This window comes from Plectonema radiosum NIES-515 (assembly GCF_025753815.1).
GTDB classification, from domain to species: domain Bacteria; phylum Cyanobacteriota; class Cyanobacteriia; order Cyanobacteriales; family Nostocaceae; genus Hassallia; species Hassallia radiosum_A.
This window is the reverse complement of sequence record NZ_JAOWRF010000372.1, coordinates 1-19086: the sequence shown is the minus strand read 5'-3', so window position 1 is coordinate 19086 and position 19086 is coordinate 1. Positions and strand designations below refer to the sequence as shown.

Genomic DNA, 19086 nt, shown 5'->3' with positions numbered 1-19086 from the left:
CTCTCCCCCTCTCCCTATCTCCCCTGGCTTAACTTCAATTGAGGGTTTAGCGCGATCCATCGTGATTTGCCCTCGTCGAATTTTGGCGTATGCTGGGCTGATGAGTTGTTGTACAGGCACTTTGACAAAATCTGGATCGCCTAAATATACAGAGCGATCAGCGTAGGCAATTTTCATTGCTTCTGTCATTAAATGTAAAGCATCTGGGTGATGCCATCCCAAAGATTTTAAATCTGTGTCACCAATAATGTTTAAAATCTGTAATAGGTGAACACCTCCTGATGAAGGTGGTGGCATTGAGCAGATTTTAGAAGAGCGGAAATTGCCACAAACTGGTGTGCGCCAAATTGGTTTATAAGATTTTAAATCTTCAAGAGTAATTAAACCGTTGTTTTTTGCCATATCGGAGGCGATCGCCCGCGCAATATTTCCGGTATAAAAATCTTGGGGATTCTTGGCAATTGCTGTTAAAGTTTTTCCTAAGTCGCGCTGTATTAACCTTTCCCCTGGTTGATAAAATTCGCCGTTGCGAGTGAAAATTGCTCGTGCTGCTGGGTTAGCGAGAATTGCTTGTTTGCGTTGTTCGTAAACTGGTAGAGAACGCCAAGTAGGTTGTTGACTGAGGATGAAGCCGTTATTTGCTAGAGCGATCGCAGGTTTAACAACTTCTTGCCAAGGTAGTTTACCATAACGACGATGTAATTCATACAATCCCGCTACTGTTCCTGGTGTTGCTACTGCCAAATAACCGTTAATACTGACATTTGGACGCACCTTGCCTTGAGCATCGAGGTACATATTTTTGGTAGCTTTTAGTGGTGCGCGTTCGCGAAAATCGAGGGCTTTCATCTCCCCAGTTTGTGCTGAATGCATTAGCAAAAATCCACCACCACCAATTCCTGCCGAAAAAGGTTCGACTACAGAAATAGCAAAAGTTGTGGCAACTGCGGCATCAACTGCATTACCTTTTTTGCGTAACATTTCTAACCCAGCTTCACTTCCTAAGGGATTAGCCGAAACCACCATTGCCTTTTTGGTGCGTAGAGGTAATGTTACGGTGGCTGATGCTATTTGGCTGTTAAATAGAATACTTAGATAAAAGATTGCAGATGCAACTTGTTTATATTTGCTGATACGCATTTGGATGTAATTTTTTTGATATTTCTTAAAAATGAATTTTATAACTTAAATTGGGGCGTTGCTGAATATTAATATGAAATTGGTAGTAGAGACGTTCCGGACCGAACGTCTCTACTTTCAAATCAGCAACGCCTAAATTGGTTTAAAATGCACTCAACTCCATGACATAATCGGCAAGGTGAGGGTAAACGCTGTTTGACCGTTTGATGTTGAGTCAAGGGTGAGGTTGCCATGATGTGCGCGGGCAATTTCACGAGCTAGGCTGAGTCCCAGTCCGATTCCTTCTATCTTACGGGATCGCGCAGGATCGCCGCGATGGAAGCGGTCAAAAATGCGCTCTTGGTCGCTCACCGAAATATCAATTGAAGCATTGGTAATGGTGACGTGGACAAAGGTTTCAGCTTTTCGAGCGTCAATCTGTATCCAGCCGTTGGCGAGATTGTATTTAATGGCATTACTGAAGAGGTTTTGCATAACTTGAATCAGAAGATCGCGATCGCCCTTTACTCTGAGTTTATCAGTTATGTCGATTTGCACAGCTAAGTGGGGAGCCAGCAGTTCCACATCTTCTAACATCTCCATTAGCAACTCAGACATATCCACTTCAATTAAATACAGGCTCATTTGTCCCGCATCTGCCAAAGACAGCAGCAAGAGTTTCCGCATAATACCACTCAGGCGGCGCACTTCATCTAACAAATTGCTTAAGCGCTGTTGGACTAGGGAACCTGGATCAACCTGTTGTAGCGTTCGTTCCAGTTCGCCTTGTAGAATGGTTAGTGGGGTTTTCAGTTCGTGAGCGGCGTCACCACTAAAGCGAGAAGCTTGTGTAAAACTACGTTCTAGGCGCTCCAGCATTTGGTTAAACACTTCAATTAGTTCGACAAATTCAACATCCGTTGTCCCAATGGGAATCCGTTGATCTAATCCTTTAACAGTCACCTGTTGAATGGCGTCTGTTAATTGGCGAATGGGACGCAAAGCACCACCAGAAATCATCCATGCACCGATCGCAACCAGCAGGAGTGTTCCTGGAATTGAAACAAGAAAGATATTGCGAATAATAGCCATCTCTTGATTGACGGCTTGCAGACTAACGGCGATCGCAACCTGAACATTAGGAAATTTAGCTGCCCCAATTCGCCAAGTTTCTCTTGCCGTTGCCAGGGTGACGAATTGAGGTGGGGGAAGGGGTGGAGGTGGGGGTGAGGGAATAAAGCGCTCTTCGTCTGGATTTATACTGGGGGGTTTTGGCGGTGGTTCACCCTTAGTGAACGGTGGCAGAGGTGTCAACCTAAGACGCTCAATCAGTAGACGATTGATTTCGAGGTCGGTAGGTAAAGAGTTAAATTGATCGAGTGTGTTGCCGTTTGCGTCTAACATCAGCAGTGCGATCAAGATTTTTGTATTTGTTCCGAAGGCATAGGATAATGAGTCTGCGTAGCGCTGCTTACGCTCTCGACCCGGTAAACCTATTCCCCGGATCAACCCTACCTTCGTAGAGACGTTCCAGCAGAACGTCTTTATATTCGTAGAGACGTTCCGTCGGAACGTCTTTACCGATCGTGATCTGGGTTGCGAAATCGGTATCCAACCCCGCGAATGCTTTCAATCCAGTTTGTTTCATCAATGGGATCAATTTTTCTCCGAATTCGCTGGATACAAACATCTACAACATTGGTGTTGGGGTTAAAGTCGTAACCCCAAACGTGTTCTAAAATTTGGGTACGGGTAAATACTCGTCCGGGAGAGCGCATGAGATACTCTAGAAGATTAAACTCGCAGCTGGTGAGTTCTATTGCCTGTTGATCGCAGGTGACTTCTCGCGTAATGCGATGGAGTTTGAGCGAACCTACCGAAAGGAAATTTTGGCGAACCCCCACACTGCGACGCACAACAGCATGAATTCGTGCCGCTAGTTCTTCCACAAAAAACGGTTTAGCGATATAATCATCAGCCCCCAAATTCAATCCTTGCAGGCGATCGTCTAGTTCATTCCGAGCCGTTAACAAAGCCCTCTGAGAAAAACATCGTAGAGATATTATGAAAAAAAGCGATCGCGGAGCGACTCATCAGGAGTATCGCCAACTAAGTCAAATTCTCAGTCGCAGAGAGGCACTTGCTCTATTTAGGGCAGGGGTAACAGCAATGCTTGTGGTTGGATGCATACCTAGAAAGTCCAGATCCGCACAGGCATCATCTACAGCAAATGGTACAACGTTGCCCGCGTGTGTCGTGAGTCCAAAGCAGACCGAAGGACCCTATTTTGTAGACGAGAAGCTCAACCGCTCGGATATCCGATCCGATCCCTCGGATGGTTCAGTCAAAGACGGGGTGCCACTGCAACTGACGTTGCGCGTGTCTCAGGTTAGCAGTACTGGCTGCACACCACTTAAAGGTGCGATCGTCGATATTTGGCATTGTGACGCGCTGGGAGTCTATTCGGACGTGAAAATTCGCAGTTTCAGTACCGTCGGGAAAAAGTTTTTGCGCGGGTATCAAGTGACGGACGCGAATGGAACTGTTGAGTTTACAACCATTTATCCTGGTTGGTATCAAGGCAGAACAGTCCATATCCACTTTAAGGTTCGCACGGATGCGACATCACAGAAGAGTTATGAGTTTACGTCACAGTTGTACTTTGATGACTCGATTAGCGATCGCGTACACGCACAATCACCATACGCAAGTAAGGGACAGCGCACGTTGAAGAATGCACAAGACGGAATCTTCCAAGACGGTGGAAACCAATTGTTGCTCACACCCACCAAAACAAGCCAACGTTACGCAGCAACGTTCGATATTGGGCTTCAGACAGCTTGAGCACTAATAAAAATATCGCAACCGTCATAGAGACGTTCCGGTGGAGCGTCTCTACAATAATATGTGTAATTTGCCGGATATGATATTTCTCATCGACTGTTTCTGTTGATGGAAATACTCACCAAAATATTTACATAAAGTCGATCTGAAAATGTAGAGAGCAAAATTCGTGACTTTTGTCATGGATGAGTTTAGAACTTTCGATACATATGATTGTTTAAGTTAATTTTATATGATGAATATCAAAAGTATTCATGCAAAAGCAAAAGCAACAACTACAAAAAATCTGTGAGTGTATGCAGTCTCAATGAAAACACTACTGATTAAATAAATCCTTAATCCAAAATTATCATACTATAGTTAACTTAAGTTTTTACAGCAATGCCTCTCGGTAGCCGTTATTTCTACATAGAAAATTCAAAATGAAATTAGACACATCCAAGCCTGTAGATTCCACGCATTTTTTGCCAGAAGAAAAGAAAAAGAAAAAGGTAAAAATTAGCTGGCTACCTTGGCTACTCGTCCTTTCTCTTTTGGGTGGAGTCGGCTACGTAGTTTATCACCAGGTGGTCGTTGTTCCCAAACAAGAAGCAAAACGAAAAGTTTTGACACAACCTGTATCTCGTCAAAATTTAACTATTAAGATTTCAGCGAACGGAACTGTTAAGCCCGAAAAGTCGATTAACGTCAGCCCTAAACAATCAGGTATACTAAAAAGACTGTTGGTGAAGGAAGGCGATACAGTCAAAGAGGGTCAGATACTTGCGAATATGGATGATTCAAATTTGCAAGGACAACTCACCCAAGCCAGAGCGCAAATAGCACAACAAGAGGCTAATCTACAAAAAGCACAAGCTGGTAATCGACCTCAAGATATTGCTTCAGCGCAAGCAGCATTGGATGAGGCTCAAGCAACTTTGCAAAAGGCACAAGCAGGTAATCGTCCTCAAGATATTGCTTCAGCACAAGCAGCATTGGATGAGGCTCAGGCAAATCTACAAAAAGCACAAGCTGGTAATCGTCCTCAAGATATTGGTCAAGCACAGGCACGTTTACAAAGCGCTCAAGCCAGCTTAAGTAAAGCCGAAGATAATTTACGCCGCAATCAGCAACTTTACACTTCTGGAGCCATTTCTCTTCAAATTGTAAACCAAAGCCGTGCAGATCGTGATAGCGCCCAAGGTCAAGTCAATGAAGCTACTCAAGCATTAGGGTTGCAAAAAGCCGGTTCGCGTCCAGAAGATATGGAACAAGCACGAGCTGTAGTCAGACAGAAACAGCAGGCTCTAGCACTTTTGAAAGCCGGTTCCCGTCCAGAAGACATGGAACAGGCACGAGCTGTAGTCAGACAGAAACAGCAGGCTCTAGCACTTTTGAAAGCGGGAACGCGCTCAGAAGATATTGAACAAGCACGCGCTCAGGTGGCTTCTGCTCGCGGTTCGCTGCAAACGATTCAAACTCAAATCAATGACACCGTACTTCGGGCACCATTTGATGGTGTTATAACTCAAAAGTATGCCGATCCAGGTGCTTTTGTCACGCCAACCACTTCCGGTAGTGCTGTATCTAGTGCAACATCTTCTTCAATCGTATCCTTGGCTTCTACAAATCAGGTTGTAGCAAATATAGCTGAAGTAAATATTGCTAAAATCCGCCTTGGTCAGAAAGTCACAATTACGGCAGATGCCTATCCAGGAAAAACCTTTGAGGGTAAAGTCAGTCAAATTGCGGCTCAAGCAATTGTAGAGCAAAATGTTACCAGCTTTCAAGTGAAATTAGCAATTGTCTCAGATTCCGAAAAGCTGTTGCGGTCTGGGATGAATGTAACAACAGATTTTGAAGTGGGTCAATTGGAAAATGCGCTTGTAGTGCCAACAGCAGCGGTTGTGCGCCGAGAAAAATCTACAGGTGTGTTTGTAGCAGGAGAAGATAATCAACCTGTGTTTACTCGCATTCAGACTGGGGTTACAGTAGATAAATATACTGAAGTTAAATCTGGATTGAAAGGAAACGAAAGGGTATTACTCAGCTTTCCCCCAGGGTCACGACCGCAATCAACACCACGAGGTGGAGTTTTTCCTGGTGTGAGCGGTGGTGGAGGAGGTGGTCGTGGCAGCGGTGGTCGTGGTGGTCTGCCTTAAAAAATTGGCGTTGCTGATTTGATGTATCAACATGATTTTATCTAATACCAAAGAGACTATTCTGTGCTACGTCTCTACATGTGGATTCATACCTCAATTGGTGCAACGCCAAAAAGTTAGTTATAAATATCACAATATGGTTAAGGTTTTATCTAAAGGTAAAAATACCCGTACTGTCTCGCTGCCAGAAATATTGTCAATGGCTGTGGAGACACTTTGGAGTAACAAATTACGCACAGGATTAACGATGCTGGGGGTGATTATTGGGATTTCCTCAGTAATTGCCATTACATCTGTTGGGCAGGGTGTGCAAAAAGGAACCGAGCAACAGATACAAGCTTTGGGTCCGGATGTGCTTTCGGTTTTTTCTGGTGCTGCTAGAAGCGGAAATATCCGTCAAGGACTTGGTTCTAGCAGTACATTAACTTGGGATGATGCGAAAGCGATCGCTCAACAAGCACCATCTGCCCAAATTGTCTCTGCCTACCTTGTAAGAAATGCACAAATCGTTTATGCAGGTCAGAACAGCTCAACACCAATTTATGGTACAGATTTAAACTACCCAGAAGTCAGAGATATCCAAATCGAAAATGGGAGATTTTTTAACCAAGAAGAATTAGATACTGCCAGAGAAGTTGCTGTTATTGGACCGACTGTTGAGAGTACTTTATTTACCGATGCTGGTAGTCCCATAGGTAAGAGAATCCGCATTCAAGGAGAAGCTTATGAAGTGATTGGTGTCACCCAATCTAAGGGTTCCCAAGGAGGGATGGATCGAGATGACTTAGTTTTTCTACCTCTTACTAGTATGTCGGCAAGGCTAGTTGGTAACAATGCTTTATCTGGGGTTTCTGTGAATGGAATTTTGATTAAAGCTGGAAATCAGGAACAGTTAGACGCTGTTCAGTTTCAAGTTACCAATCTATTACGTTTGCGTCACAATATCTATCCACCGCAAGCTGATGATTTTCGGATTACTAACCAAGCTGATATTATTAGCACTTTTACAAATATTGTCGGTTTATTTACAGTGATGGTGGTAGCGATCGCCGGAATTTCTTTAGTGGTTGGTGGAATTGGAATTGCCAATATTATGCTGGTTTCTGTTGTGGAACGAACGCGGGAAATCGGAATTCGCAAAGCTGTAGGAGCGACAAATTCAGCTATTCTCAATCAATTTTTAGCGGAAGCGATTGTAATTTCTACTGTTGGTGGAGGTATTGGTATCGGAAGTGGAATTTTGATTGCTTTGGTAGCAGCAACTATTTTCAAATTTCCATTTGTGGTTTCTTTCTGGTCAGTAATTGTCGGGTTTGGACTTTCGTTAACTGTTGGTTTACTTGCGGGGGTAATTCCCGCACGAAACGCTTCTAAATTAGATCCGATTACGGCTTTAAGAAGTGATTAATATTAGACATAAGCGTGAAAAAGATGTAGAGATGGCGATTCCCTTGCGTCTCTACATCTTTTTCACGTCTCTAGGGGGTGGGGAAAATGGGTTTAAATCACCAAAATGTCATTAGCGGTCAAGGTCGGTGCCCCTTGTAGAGTCGCTACTTTAAAAGGACCAACCGCAGGAGAAATACCCCCTCCTTTATAGAACAAATCGCCTGTTGTACCATCGTAGGTAAACAGCGTTTGATCTGTAGCACTGCCACTACCCAACACCAAAAAACTATCCGCAGCTAAACGACCCTCACTCAGTACATCAAATCCAATGTATTGAACAGATGAGTCCTCTCCGATTGGAATGCCTGGACCGTTGAAGGAACTATTAGAGACCGCCAGGGTGTCTACCCCTGATGTGAAATCAGTAATAGTACTGGCATTAATTCTTTGGAAATTCACCCCAGAACGACCACCTAGAAACTTCTGACTGGCGTTCAAAGTAAATTGATCAGCACCGTCACCCCCTGTGAGGAGATCATTCTCAAAAGTATTAAGAATATCGTTACCTCCTCGACCATTCACACTACCGCCGATGAAGCTGTCTAACACATTGGCGTTGTCATCACCCAGCAGGGTATCGTTGCCTGTGGATCCAATGACGTTGTTAAAGTTTTCAATCGTCAGGGTGGTTGTATCGTAGGTGAGTGTATGTGCAGCCAGATCCACCGTGATAGCAGGGGCTGAGACCCTTGGGACAAAGCCACTACGAGTAAGCCCAGGATTTATATAGGTAAAGTTAATGGTGTTGTTCTGACCCACAGCCCCGATGATGGTTTCCACCGATTCTAAAGTATCTTTAGAAGCTGGGACTGTGGAGGTGTCGGTGTAGCGGATTGGGACACTACTACCACCATCTTTAGCTACCCGCAAAGCCGGGGTTGCCTGAAAGACAGAGGGTGAATTGGTTGGACTAATATCGTATTCAAAGCGGAGGGTAACACCTTGACCAAAAGCCCTATAGTCAACAACATCCTTGCCATTGCCTCCGATAAAGCTGTCAGATCCAGGACTACCCAACAGGCGATCGTTACCATCTCCGCCGTTGATGGTGTCATTACCATTGCCACCGTTGAGGAAATCATTACCATTATTACCCAGCAAGGTATCATCACCGTCGCCACCCAACAGGCGATCCCTCCCTTCACCTCCAGAGAGCGAGTCGTTCCCATTATCACCAAACAGGCGATCGTTCCCGTTCTCACCAAATAGTGAGTCATTACCGTCACCACCAAACAGGCGATCGTCCCCGTCTTTGCCAAATAGTGTGTCATTACCACCCAAGCCAGAAATGTAGTCTAACTGCTCGGTCCCATAGAGGGTATCGTCTTGATTTGTTCCAACTATAGTGTTTTTTCCTAGAGAAAAAACTTGCGTTGAGTCATTACCGTCACCACCTGAGAGCGAGTCGCTCTCGTCTGCGCTAAGTAGTGAGTCATTACCGTCCAAGCCAGAAATGTAGTCTGACTGGTTGGTACCATAGAGGGTATCGTCTTGAATTGTTCCAAGTATCGTTGTCATAGTGTTTTTTCCTAGATAAACAACTTGGGTAATTAATTCTGTCAAAATACTTAGCCTTCCGTGCATATTCTATAGCCCAGAGGGATTATATAACAATCCGAAATGACCTCGAAAATCAGGGAAGTTTTATACTCAAAATTTGAGAAAAATTATACCGACAAATATTTATTTTCTCAAAAATTAAAAAATATAAAAGTGAGAATATTTGGTGGATATGCCGTATTTATTGATGAGTGACAATTCAATGATTATAAATATTCTAGTTAATTTATATTTAGAGAGTTTATCCATAACTATTCCCAATTTATCATTATTTAAAACCTCTCCCTTAATCCTCTCCCCTAATAAATGTTCTATGGCTTTATCTTCAAAAAAATGTGAAAATAAGTATAACGGCTGAGAAACAAATGCAAATCCATTCAAAATGATTGCTTTGACTACTTCTCCTCCATTAATTCTTTCCCTGTATCGGTTCTTAGGAGGTTTTTGATTTTTTATACTATTCCTATTTCATCAACAATTACAGCTTTTATTCCTAAGGGAGCCAAATTTTTAATGAATGGTTTTTCTTTGGGATGATTCTTTTTTCGACTTTCTTTATTTTTAGTAAATATTTTTTCTAATTTTTTCAGTTTATGATTTATCATAACTATCAGGATTTCCTGACATTTACTATTACAAAACAAACACCAAGTCTGGGTTATGTAACCTTGGCACAGTCCGCTGTAGGTATCGCAAGTCTACCAATTATTCTCGGTATTAATACTAATTCTATTGCGGAGTATTGGTAATTTTAATTAAAATATCAATGTATTGCATTTTCAAATGCGGAATGTGAGCTAGATATAAGCATATTTATTAAAAATGGTATATCAACCATCAACCAACAACTATCAACTAACAATCCAAAACTAATATGACAACGATGATTTGGATGGAATCAATTACGAAAACTTACCATTTAGGAGAAGTTAGTGTCCCCATACTTAAGGGAATTCAACTCTCTATTGAAGAAGGTGAATATGTCTCGATTATGGGTGCGTCAGGTTCGGGTAAATCTACGCTGATGAATATTGTCGGTTGTTTAGATCGTCCCACAACTGGAAACTATATTTTTGAAGGTAGAAACCTGACTACTTTTGATGATGATGAATTAGCGTATATTCGCAACCAAAGAATCGGTTTTGTTTTCCAACAATTTAACCTTCTGTCCCGTGCAAGTGCTTTAGATAATGTTATGTTACCAATGGTTTATGCGAACCTACCAAAGCCACAACGCCGTAAAAGAGCGTTAGAAGCTTTGAGAAGGGTGGGATTAGGCGATCGCATTTCCAACCGTCCCAGTCAACTTTCTGGGGGACAACAACAACGAGTAGCGATCGCACGTGCTTTAGTTAATAAACCTGCATTAGTTTTAGCAGATGAACCAACGGGAGCTTTAGACACTGAAACTTCTTATGAGGTGATGAATTTGTTAACAGAACTTAATGAACAAGGTATCACAATTGTGATTGTGACTCATGAACCAGATATCGCTGCCCAAACTAAAAGGATTATCCGAGTTCAGGATGGTTTAATTGTAAATTAGTTTTGTAACCTCAAATAGCAGAAAGCGCTCTCTTGGCTTACTACTAGACATCGACTGAATTTTAATATGCGTTATCCAAAATCTTGTAGAGACGATTCTGTGCTACGTCTCTACATTGTTTCTATGTCTAATTAAGAACCTTTGCTGACAAATACAAATCCTCGTGTCTTACCTGATTCAGAATCAGTTGTTGACATTGCCTTCCACAAATCTGCTGCTTTTACCCACACAGGTGGATATTTGTAACGCGAAACATCCAAAATTAAAAATCTATCTGTTTGCTCATTACTAGCTTGAAGTGATGTTTTAAGAAATTTGCGTAAATTTTTATTCATAAATTACCTAATAAAAAAATATTTTGTAGTAAGCACTGAAGTGCTTTCTTCTGAGCACTTCAGTGCTCACTACGAATTACTAATATTATCTTTAGGTGAAGCTAAACCCTTAGATTTGCGAAACTCGCGCACAACGTCTTTAATATCTTGTAATTCACCCTCAACCAGATAATTTAATCGTCGCATTTCATCAGCAGTAATTCTGCCAGAAAGTTGAGCGATCGCTTTCTTGACTTCTGGATATTTTTTCAAAGTTGCTTGACGCACAATTGGTGCTGCTTCATAAGGAGGAAAATACTGCTTATCATCTTTTAGCACCACCAAACCCAAGCGGGCAATCTGTCCATCGGTGGAATTACCATTTATCATGTCTACTTGTTTTTGCAGCAAAGCTCGATATATTAATCCCAATTCCATCAAGCGGGGAGGTTTAGCAAAGCGGAAATCATAAGTTTTCGCTAAACCGGGAAAACCATCTTCTCTTTCCACAAATTCATAGCCAAAACCACCACGCCATTGGGGTGTATATTTAGCAGCTTGGGAAAGAGTTTGAATATTATAACGCTTTGCATCTTCACCGCGAATAATCATTGCAAAAGTGTCTTCAAAACCCAAAGGTTTCATTACTTCTAAATTGAATTGCTGCGCGTAACCTTGTTTCAACTTTTCGTAAAGTACTTTTGGATCGTTGATAACTTTTTGCTTCAATATACTAGTAAAAGCCACGCCTGTATACTCAATATACGCATCAATTTTACCAGCAATCAAAGCATTATGTGTCACCAAAGCACTAGTAAAGCGGCGACGCTGAACTTTTAAATTAGCAGTTGTTTCAATTTGCTGTGCTAATAGTTCGCTTAAAATATCTTGTTCGGTGAAGCCTTTAGAAGCAACAACGATATCAACGCCGCTTTGATTATTTGAATTAAACTGACAACTTGTCAGTGTAATTACTAAAACAAAAGTTAAAAAGCAGAAGACAAAAAATCTTTGAACATTCATGTTAATTTTTGGCGTTGGTGAAGATCCATATGAAACTTAAAAATCAGGTCTCTTAAACTCTTACTCTCTGCTACGAGTGCGGCTTTGCGTGAGACAAATTCAATCTTGATTCAGCAACGCCTAATTTTTAACTTTTAATTTACCTTCCAGCCAACCAATAGCAAAATCTACGATTAAAGCAATTACCGCAGATGGAATTGCACCAGCTAAAATTAAATCATTATTTACAACTGAAATTCCGCGAAAAATTAATTCTCCCAAACCACCAGCACCAATTGCAGCGGCAATAGTTGCAATCCCAATCGCAATTACCGTTGCCACCCGCACACCTGCGAGAATTATTGGCATTGCCAAGGGAATCTCAACTTGCAACAACAATTGTCTATCTGTCATTCCCATACCCCGTCCAGCTTCCCGAATGGCTGGATCGACATTAATAATACCAGTATAAGTGTTGCGGATAATTGGTAGGAATGAATATAAAGTAAGTGCAACAATTGCTGGAGTTGCGCCAATTCCGCCAATAAATGGCACGGGAATAAGTAAGCCAAATAGCGCCAAACTGGGAATTGTTTGCATAATATTTGCAATGATGAGAATTGGTTGGCGGAGGATTGTTATGCGGGTAATCAAAATACCTAAGGGGATGCCTATAAGTATGGCAATTACAATTGCAATGCTTACCAAAAATAAATGTTCTAGCGTATGCTGAAGGATTTCTGGGGCGTATTTGATGAGGAAGAAATTGTTCATAAATTGTCTTTTGAAAAAGTTTCTAGGGTACGCAGACATTCAAGAAAGGCAAGGGCTTCTGGATGAGGCGATCGCCTAAATTCTGCTGGGGTATCTAATACTACCAATTCTCCCCCATACATTAAACCAATTCTCGATGCCAAAACAAAGGCTTCTTGAATATCGTGTGTGACAAAAACAACCGTTTTGCCTAATTCTTGTTGTAACCTTCTAAATTCTTGTTGCAATTCTAAACGTGTAATTGGATCGAGTGCGCCAAAGGGTTCATCCATCATTAAAACGGGCGGATCGGCTGCTAGCGCCCTCGCCACACCCACCCTTTGTCTTTGCCCTCCCGAAAGTTCATGAGGATATCTTTGCGCGAATTGTCCGGGATTTAAACCGACTAAATGCAACAATTCATCAACTCGCGTTTTAATTTGTTTGGGTTTCCAACCTTCCAAAGAAGGAACTAAACCGATATTGCGTTCAACAGTGAAATGAGGAAATAAACCAGTTTCTTGAATTACATAACCTATTTTGCGCCGCAGTTTAATTTCATTCCATTGAGTTGTCGGAATGCCATTAAATAAAACTTCGCCTTCTGTAGGAATAAACAGGTGATTAATTAATTTCATCGTCGTAGTTTTCCCACTTCCACTGCGTCCAAGTAATACGAGTGCTTCTCCTTGACGGATGGTGAAGTTGAGATTTGATACTAATGGACGATTATTGCGGCTAAAGGTGACATTGCGGAATTCGACAGCGATTTGGTTATTTTGTGGCATGGGTGATTGGTTCAGGCTGGCTTTATATAATTATGTGATGATTTTGCCGCTTGCGATGTCAGCCTACCAAACGTCAGTTAAGTCCAAGACAAATCCCAGTAGTAGATTTTCTCCTGACAAACTGACGGGATTATCTAATATTTCCACATCTTGATTTTGTCTGTATATCTCGACCTTGCGGTTTTTTCTATCAATTAACCACCCTAAAGTAGCTCCATTTTGTTTGTATTCCTCCATCTTTGCTCGTAATGTGTCCATGCTGTCAGAACGAGAACGTAATTCTACAACAAAATCTGGACATATAGGCGCAAAACCTTCTCGTTGTTGGGGTGTAAGTGCTTCCCATCGTTCTAATTTAACCCAAGACGCATCGGGAGAGCGATCGGCTCCATTTGCGAAGTGAAAACCCGTAGAAGAATTAAATGCTTTACCCAGTTTAGTTTGACGGTTCCACAACCAAAGCTGCCCTTCGATATCTAAATTGCGGTTGCCAGTATCGCTTCCTGTAGGAGGCATGACGATTAATTCTCCAGTTGCGGTTCTCTCTAGCTTTAAATCACGGTTAACAGTGGTGAGTTCCTGGAATTGGTCGTGACTCACTTTGAATGCTTGGGGAATGGCGATGTTAAGATTGAGCATAAAGCCTCTGTTTGGGCACGAATTACAGGCTGTTACTTAACTATGGTGTCATAAATAGGCAGATGGGATGAGGTGCGATCGCGGCTCTTTGTGAGGCTGATTTGATTTTATAACCCAACTTAATATATTGCTGAAAAATTATTGCGGTAAAAACACGCGCTCAAATGGTTGACGACGATAGCGACGATAAATGTCGAAGTCTTTGTCAAGAGTGGCGATCGCACTAATATTCAAATGCTCTGAAATCGCGACTTCCAAAATTAGGAAAAAGATAACAATTAAGGTTGCCATACAATACGAGATTGTTTTGCCAACAAACGAGCAAGTCGTTCAGCTGTAGCTGGGTCATCTTCTCTATATGGTAGACCTATAATATTCGCATGAGATGGAGAGTCAGGTACTACGTCTAAACCTAATTCACGAACACGTCCTACATCGAGGCTAGCAACTCCATAACAGTTTGTGAATCTGGATGCACATTGTTCAGGAGAGGAGGCGTTAGCAATGTTAACAGAAAGACCCTGTTCATTTCTGTTTTTTCGCAAAAAATAGGCTTGAGCTTTTACCCGAACCGTATCCTCATTTATCCAATTATTCCGCAGTAATGCCCGGTAGACAATGGCGCTATTAGGCAACGGTTCAAACCTTATGTCATTTCCAGAAGATTGTTCTGTCATTCACCGCTAAACCATTGCAACCAATCAGCTAAATTTGAGGCACAAACGACATAATCCACGGCATATTCCTCACTTGTCTCGTGATAGATATAAGTTCTTTTATCGGCACTAAAGGGACAAAATAGGCTGACTTGACGCTCTGTTTCTATGCTTGTCCAATCTAGACTAATTCCTCCTTCATCATCACAAGAAGCCGATGCTCTGGGGAAGCTACTTCCCATGAGATAATAGGCTTCTGAAACTAAATTCAGTACAGTCTTGAAAGCGTAGTCAGTTGGCTTAATAATGCCATAGTCATCTTCATCTTCGCCCTCTAAAAGTTCTAAAATACGTTTTAGAGTAATGGTAATTCCTTGAGATTCTAACGAAATAGTCATGATACCTATGTATCTAAGTTAGTCCTAACTAAATTAATAGTATTATTGCGGTAAAAACACGCGCTCAAAAGGTTGACGACGATAGCGACGATAAATGTCAAAATCTTTATCAAGAGTAGCGATCGCACTAATATTCAAACGCTCTGAAATCGTCACCAATGACAAATCGGCAAAATCTCCTGGTAAACTAGCGTACTGAGCATTAAGTTCGGCAATACGTGCAAAATCTTCAACTGATAAATGTTCACATTTGTATACCTCAGTTGCCAGATGTGATAAAAAGACATTTTGTACCCGCGAATTAGGTGCAAGAAAATACATTACCTCAGTAACGCATCCTACTGTAGTTACTAGCTCACTGGTACAATTTGTGAAAAAATCAACTACTTGAGTATGATATCTATCTGCTGAATTGTAAAAAGCTATCATCACAGAGCTATCGACAAGAATAACAGGGTAATAAGTCATGCTTCTTGCTTCTGCTGGCTTTGTTCATACCGTTTCTGAAAATACTCAGCAAGATACTTATACCGTGCATCTCGATCAGATAAATCGCTCGGACCTTGCAATAAATGTTCCGGATACCCACCCATCCGTTCTAAAACGGTTTTACGCGGCTGCAAGCTTTGCCAATGTTCATGTAGCAAGCGTTTAATCAATTCACTACTTGTCGTTTTTTCTTGAGCGAGAATTTCTACTAAATACTTTTCGGCTTCGTCATCCAAATTTAGGTTGAGCATAACAATTCCTGCCTTTTATTTAGTAAAAAAGTAGCTATTGACATTGACATCTTTTGCATTACATGCATTTTTTACTACATGCTTTTTTTGTATTCTTCTAACAGTTGCGGTATGTGATCATATCCATCTACACCAATTACAGCGATGATTTTTGGGCGATGTTGTTGCAATGCATTTTGAAATGCTTCTGCACCCATTTGTCCTTGCAATATTGTCAGTAACGCGGCTGGTTTACGCCACTCTTGGGAAGTAATTTGATTGAGCAAATACATTCCCAAGCAACCTGTGTAAATTGCTCTAGTAAAACTTGCCATACTATAATTGGCTTCGGCTAAACTCGCTAAATTTAAACCTTGCAAATACAAATCACCGGATGTTTGCGCTGTGTTAAATCCGTCTTCTAAATGTTTTATAGCAAGTTGCGGTTGTTCAGTTACTAAATAAGCAATTCCTAAGCTGCTAACACACAATGCTTTACTTTGAATATCGCCTAATTGTTCTGATAACTTTAAGCCTTGTTGCAAATAGTTAATTGCCATTTCATAAGTTTCTGGTTCAATTTGTTTCATCTGCTGCGCTTGCATGACTTCGCTGTAGCCTAAATTTACCAGTGCGTTTGCTTCTCCTGTGCGATCGCCTGCTTGTCTACTGAGTATTAATGCCCGTTGACTGTTGTTAATCGCCTCGGTATAATTCTCCGTGGCAACAAAAGTACGGCTGAGATGGTTGAGATTGGCTATTTCACAAGGGCGATCGCCTGCATTCCTGGCTATTTCCAAAGCTTGCTGATGAAACCCAATTGAGCGATCGTATTGCCCCATTGCTCGCTGTGAATAACCTAAAAGTGTCAAAATTCGCGCTTTTTCTTGGGTTCCCTCGGCTTGCCGCAGCGGTTCATCTAAATAATCTAGAGCATCTCGTAAATAGCTCCCAGAAAATGAAGCGAAAATTCCGCCGTATAGAGGAAAGTACGCACGCTGGGCAAAATTTCGCAAAATTTGTAACAAAACTTGCGAAGAAGCATTGTTGTAACGGCTTATACCCTCAAACCCATTTGCTAACTGATTCCAAATCGCGGCAAATGTCAAGAAAGTTGAAATAGATAACTTGGAACCGGCTTTGATGTTGTAAGCTTGTTGGTCAAACCAGTTAACTAACCCGCGTTGCAAATACTGCAAAACTACCGTTAATTCTACCCAATCGCTATCTGTAATAAAACGTTGCTGTTGAGCAAATGCGTTTAGAGACTGCTCCATTGCCAGGGTGTGAAACAGTGCTTGAATTAAAGGGCTATTAACTATCTTTTCCCAACTTGCCCAAGGACCATTTTCACTACTTACACCACCAAATCCGATTGATGAGCGGTTTTGCTCGTACATCCAGCCGAGCAAATTATCAGAAAGTCGTTGCCAAGATGCTAAACCACGGGTGATACCTTCAGAAAGTTGGAGAATTTCTTGATTCTCAGATGCCTGCTGTAGGGATTTTGCTAATTGTCCCAGTTGTTGTAAATTTAGGGGATACTTTCGGTTGGGGTCAATGACACGCAATAATGCCGCAAGCCGATCGCTTGAATTTGAGGTAATTTCTTGAACCCCAGAAGCGATCGCATTGTTAGCTTTATTTTGCTCTTGCGTGCGTTGCCATTGATTTTCTATAGTCTTGATTGCTCTTAGGCTGCGGGTAGCTTTCGCTTTTTTGAGTTCATCTTTTTCTGAGTCTACCAAGCTTTGGGCGGTATTGAGGCGATCGCTCAAAGCTAACTCAAAAACTTCCCCCGTCCCCGAACTCACCCCCTTGAGCAACATTTGATAAACTTGCTCAACAGAGCTAATCTTACCCTTGAGGGTAGTTTCCACAATTTCATCGATGAAGGCTAGATAGCGATCGCGTAATGACACAGAATCTGACACTTTAGCTAATAGAAAACGTTACGTTAATTCTCATTCTAGTCATTGTTGGGGAATAGGGAGAGTGGAGGAGGGGGGGAGTTCTTGAGATGGGAAAAGCACATTTTTCCTTGGAGACAAGGAGCTTGTCCTAAGGTTGCTCCTTTTATGGGTGATTGCCGGACATGATATGACCTTTAGAAGGTGACTATGACAGGAATGAGCGCAAAAAACCTCTCAAATCCTCATTTCTCTGTGTTCTCTGTGCTTCTGTGGTTCGTTCTTCTGTGACTGCTGCGTCAGTTCTAACAGATTGAAAAGACTTTTTTCAGATTTATCCTGATTTAGCCATCGCTGTGACGGATAAAGAAATGGTAGATGCACCCTAATTAAATTACTGCCCTCGGTTTCTGGCTGAGGGCTTTTTTATTATTTAAATATGGCTGGTAGTAAACTGGGAGCCATCCACATTGCATAAGCAATGAATGCAAATAGTAAGGTAGTCAAAGCAGTAAAAATATAGCTGATACACATCAACAAACCATCAGCTTCTATACTAGCGACTGCTAATAGCAAAATTCCGACGGTGGGGATGGGATTGGTAAGGGGAACAGGTGAAATTAACAATATTGCTAACCAAGAGATACAAAGCCCATTTAATCGCCAAGTTAAAGGATTTTCGGCTATTTTCACCAACCTGGGGCGGGTGATTTTCTCTAATATTTTAGTGACTCGCCGCAGATTTTGTAAAAGTGTCTGAGCAAAAAGGCGAGGAAATTTGTAATTGGCGATTTTTTTTGGTAGCCAAGGCTCACGCCTACCTAAAACCATCTGTACTGACAATAGCAAACAAGCGCCACCAAAAGGACCCGTGAATCCAGGTGGCATGGGAAACAAAAAGGGTAAAACTAGTAATGCGATCGTCAAACTAAAACCCCGTTCCGAGGTTTCCGCTAAAATATCCCCTAAAGTCAGCGGCTGTTGCGCTAACCGTTGCAAAAGTAACTTAATATCTTGAGAAAACCTCAAATGTATTTGGCTTGATTTGATGTGAATTGCCACAATACCCTGCTTTAATTTAACTAAAACAATTTTATTAGTTATAAATACAATTACAGTTAAGAATATTTCATTAAACCTCAAATTTTCATCTACCGCAAGCATAACTTCAATTAAAAACTATGGAAATTGGGCATAGGGCATTGGTAATTCCCTTGTCCCCCTTGTCCCCCTTGTCCCCCTTGTCCC

Annotated in this window: 20 protein-coding genes and 1 pseudogene; 4 read left to right on the top strand and 17 right to left on the bottom strand. The window is 41.7% G+C overall.

Annotated features, from left to right (window positions below; genetic code table 11):
• The 3 genes from OGM63_RS26445 to OGM63_RS26435 all read right to left on the bottom strand — a co-directional run.
• The coding region (locus tag OGM63_RS26445; RefSeq protein WP_263748693.1) for a gamma-glutamyltransferase family protein at window positions 1-1140 on the bottom strand (1140 nt) is incomplete at its 3' end.
• Window positions 1141-1293: 153 nt separating this feature from the next.
• Window positions 1294-2628, bottom strand: a complete 1335-nt coding sequence (locus OGM63_RS26440) for a sensor histidine kinase (protein ID WP_263748692.1) — start codon at window positions 2626-2628, stop codon at window positions 1294-1296.
• 68 nt (window positions 2629-2696) lie between these two features.
• Complete coding sequence (locus OGM63_RS26435) at window positions 2697-3152, bottom strand: response regulator transcription factor (protein WP_263748691.1); 456 nt, start codon at window positions 3150-3152, stop codon at window positions 2697-2699.
• A gap of 31 nt (window positions 3153-3183) precedes the next feature.
• Here OGM63_RS26435 and OGM63_RS26430 point away from each other — a divergent pair, with 31 nt between their 5' ends.
• The 3 genes from OGM63_RS26430 to OGM63_RS26420 all read left to right on the top strand — a co-directional run bounded on the left by OGM63_RS26430 (window position 3184) and on the right by OGM63_RS26420 (window position 7512).
• A complete protein-coding gene (locus OGM63_RS26430; RefSeq protein WP_263748690.1) occupies window positions 3184-3963 on the top strand; it encodes an intradiol ring-cleavage dioxygenase in 780 nt (259 codons plus the stop codon).
• A gap of 422 nt (window positions 3964-4385) precedes the next feature.
• Window positions 4386-6104 carry an efflux RND transporter periplasmic adaptor subunit gene (locus tag OGM63_RS26425; RefSeq protein ID WP_263748689.1) on the top strand — a complete coding sequence of 573 codons (1719 nt, stop codon included), beginning with the start codon at window positions 4386-4388 and terminating at the stop codon, window positions 6102-6104.
• A 31-nt stretch (window positions 6105-6135) separates the two neighbouring features.
• A complete protein-coding gene (locus OGM63_RS26420) occupies window positions 6136-7512 on the top strand; it encodes an ABC transporter permease (protein WP_263748687.1) in 1377 nt (458 codons plus the stop codon).
• Window positions 7513-7604: 92 nt separating this feature from the next.
• Here OGM63_RS26420 and OGM63_RS26415 read toward each other — a convergent pair whose 3' ends face one another.
• Both OGM63_RS26415 and OGM63_RS29990 read right to left on the bottom strand, forming a co-directional pair.
• Window positions 7605-9071 (bottom strand): calcium-binding protein, encoded by a 1467-nt coding sequence (locus OGM63_RS26415; protein ID WP_263748686.1) that lies wholly within the window; start codon window positions 9069-9071, stop codon window positions 7605-7607.
• Window positions 9072-9266: 195 nt separating this feature from the next.
• A pseudogene (locus OGM63_RS29990) lies at window positions 9267-9628 on the bottom strand (DUF4277 domain-containing protein); the annotation flags it as partial.
• Window positions 9629-9987: 359 nt separating this feature from the next.
• On the opposite strand from OGM63_RS29990, the gene OGM63_RS26400 reads away from it, so the two are divergent.
• Window positions 9988-10659: an ABC transporter ATP-binding protein gene (locus OGM63_RS26400; protein WP_318528549.1), complete on the top strand. Its 672-nt coding sequence runs from the start codon at window positions 9988-9990 to the stop codon at window positions 10657-10659.
• A 131-nt stretch (window positions 10660-10790) separates the two neighbouring features.
• Here OGM63_RS26400 and OGM63_RS26395 read toward each other — a convergent pair whose 3' ends face one another.
• The 12 genes from OGM63_RS26395 to OGM63_RS26340 form a co-directional block, all read right to left on the bottom strand.
• Window positions 10791-10994, bottom strand: coding sequence for a phytochelatin synthase family protein (locus OGM63_RS26395; protein WP_263748683.1), 204 nt, complete (start codon window positions 10992-10994; stop codon window positions 10791-10793).
• Between the two features lie 69 nt (window positions 10995-11063).
• Window positions 11064-11996: a glycine betaine ABC transporter substrate-binding protein gene (locus OGM63_RS26390; RefSeq protein ID WP_263748682.1), complete on the bottom strand. Its 933-nt coding sequence runs from the start codon at window positions 11994-11996 to the stop codon at window positions 11064-11066.
• 120 nt (window positions 11997-12116) lie between these two features.
• Entirely contained in the window at window positions 12117-12749 is a 633-nt protein-coding gene (locus tag OGM63_RS26385; RefSeq protein WP_263748681.1) for an ABC transporter permease, read from the bottom strand.
• Complete coding sequence (locus tag OGM63_RS26380) at window positions 12746-13516, bottom strand: ATP-binding cassette domain-containing protein (protein ID WP_263748680.1); 771 nt, start codon at window positions 13514-13516, stop codon at window positions 12746-12748. Before OGM63_RS26380 ends, OGM63_RS26385 begins: the two co-directional genes overlap by 4 nt.
• Window positions 13517-13579: 63 nt before the next feature.
• A complete protein-coding gene (locus OGM63_RS26375; RefSeq protein WP_263748679.1) occupies window positions 13580-14155 on the bottom strand; it encodes a Uma2 family endonuclease in 576 nt (191 codons plus the stop codon).
• A 138-nt stretch (window positions 14156-14293) separates the two neighbouring features.
• Complete coding sequence (locus OGM63_RS26370; RefSeq protein ID WP_263748678.1) at window positions 14294-14446, bottom strand: hypothetical protein; 153 nt, start codon at window positions 14444-14446, stop codon at window positions 14294-14296.
• Entirely contained in the window at window positions 14434-14832 is a 399-nt protein-coding gene (locus tag OGM63_RS26365; RefSeq protein ID WP_263748677.1) for a hypothetical protein, read from the bottom strand. Before OGM63_RS26365 ends, OGM63_RS26370 begins: the two co-directional genes overlap by 13 nt.
• Window positions 14829-15209 (bottom strand): hypothetical protein, encoded by a 381-nt coding sequence (locus tag OGM63_RS26360; RefSeq protein WP_263748676.1) that lies wholly within the window; start codon window positions 15207-15209, stop codon window positions 14829-14831. The genes OGM63_RS26365 and OGM63_RS26360 overlap by 4 nt, the downstream gene beginning before the upstream one ends.
• A 42-nt stretch (window positions 15210-15251) precedes the next feature.
• Complete coding sequence (locus OGM63_RS26355; protein ID WP_263748675.1) at window positions 15252-15677, bottom strand: type II toxin-antitoxin system VapC family toxin; 426 nt, start codon at window positions 15675-15677, stop codon at window positions 15252-15254.
• Entirely contained in the window at window positions 15674-15949 is a 276-nt protein-coding gene (locus tag OGM63_RS26350) for a hypothetical protein (RefSeq protein WP_263748674.1), read from the bottom strand. The genes OGM63_RS26355 and OGM63_RS26350 overlap by 4 nt, the downstream gene beginning before the upstream one ends.
• A 74-nt stretch (window positions 15950-16023) precedes the next feature.
• Window positions 16024-17862, bottom strand: coding sequence for a tetratricopeptide repeat protein (locus OGM63_RS26345; protein ID WP_263748673.1), 1839 nt, complete (start codon window positions 17860-17862; stop codon window positions 16024-16026).
• 405 nt (window positions 17863-18267) lie between these two features.
• The gene (locus OGM63_RS26340; protein ID WP_263748670.1) at window positions 18268-19002 is read right to left on the bottom strand and encodes an exopolysaccharide biosynthesis protein; all 735 of its coding nucleotides are present in this window, start codon (window positions 19000-19002) and stop codon (window positions 18268-18270) included.
• Window positions 19003-19086 lie beyond the last annotated feature (84 nt).

What these genes read in the sequence shown, in the direction of transcription:
- OGM63_RS26430 (WP_263748690.1), top strand. Translation starts at nt 3,184, where the DNA reads ATGAAAAAAAGCGATCGCGGAGCGACTCATCAGGAGTATCGCCAACTA.
- OGM63_RS26425 (WP_263748689.1), top strand. Translation starts at nt 4,386, where the DNA reads ATGAAATTAGACACATCCAAGCCTGTAGATTCCACGCATTTTTTGCCA.
- OGM63_RS26420 (WP_263748687.1), top strand. Translation starts at nt 6,136, where the DNA reads ATGATTTTATCTAATACCAAAGAGACTATTCTGTGCTACGTCTCTACA.
- OGM63_RS26415 (WP_263748686.1), bottom strand. Translation starts at nt 9,071, where the DNA reads ATGACAACGATACTTGGAACAATTCAAGACGATACCCTCTATGGTACC.
- OGM63_RS26400 (WP_318528549.1), top strand. Translation starts at nt 9,988, where the DNA reads ATGACAACGATGATTTGGATGGAATCAATTACGAAAACTTACCATTTA.
- OGM63_RS26395 (WP_263748683.1), bottom strand. Translation starts at nt 10,994, where the DNA reads ATGAATAAAAATTTACGCAAATTTCTTAAAACATCACTTCAAGCTAGT.
- OGM63_RS26390 (WP_263748682.1), bottom strand. Translation starts at nt 11,996, where the DNA reads ATGAATGTTCAAAGATTTTTTGTCTTCTGCTTTTTAACTTTTGTTTTA.
- OGM63_RS26385 (WP_263748681.1), bottom strand. Translation starts at nt 12,749, where the DNA reads ATGAACAATTTCTTCCTCATCAAATACGCCCCAGAAATCCTTCAGCAT.
- OGM63_RS26380 (WP_263748680.1), bottom strand. Translation starts at nt 13,516, where the DNA reads ATGCCACAAAATAACCAAATCGCTGTCGAATTCCGCAATGTCACCTTT.
- OGM63_RS26375 (WP_263748679.1), bottom strand. Translation starts at nt 14,155, where the DNA reads ATGCTCAATCTTAACATCGCCATTCCCCAAGCATTCAAAGTGAGTCAC.
- OGM63_RS26370 (WP_263748678.1), bottom strand. Translation starts at nt 14,446, where the DNA reads ATGGCAACCTTAATTGTTATCTTTTTCCTAATTTTGGAAGTCGCGATT.
- OGM63_RS26365 (WP_263748677.1), bottom strand. Translation starts at nt 14,832, where the DNA reads ATGACAGAACAATCTTCTGGAAATGACATAAGGTTTGAACCGTTGCCT.
- OGM63_RS26360 (WP_263748676.1), bottom strand. Translation starts at nt 15,209, where the DNA reads ATGACTATTTCGTTAGAATCTCAAGGAATTACCATTACTCTAAAACGT.
- OGM63_RS26355 (WP_263748675.1), bottom strand. Translation starts at nt 15,677, where the DNA reads ATGACTTATTACCCTGTTATTCTTGTCGATAGCTCTGTGATGATAGCT.
- OGM63_RS26350 (WP_263748674.1), bottom strand. Translation starts at nt 15,949, where the DNA reads ATGCTCAACCTAAATTTGGATGACGAAGCCGAAAAGTATTTAGTAGAA.
- OGM63_RS26340 (WP_263748670.1), bottom strand. Translation starts at nt 19,002, where the DNA reads ATGCTTGCGGTAGATGAAAATTTGAGGTTTAATGAAATATTCTTAACT.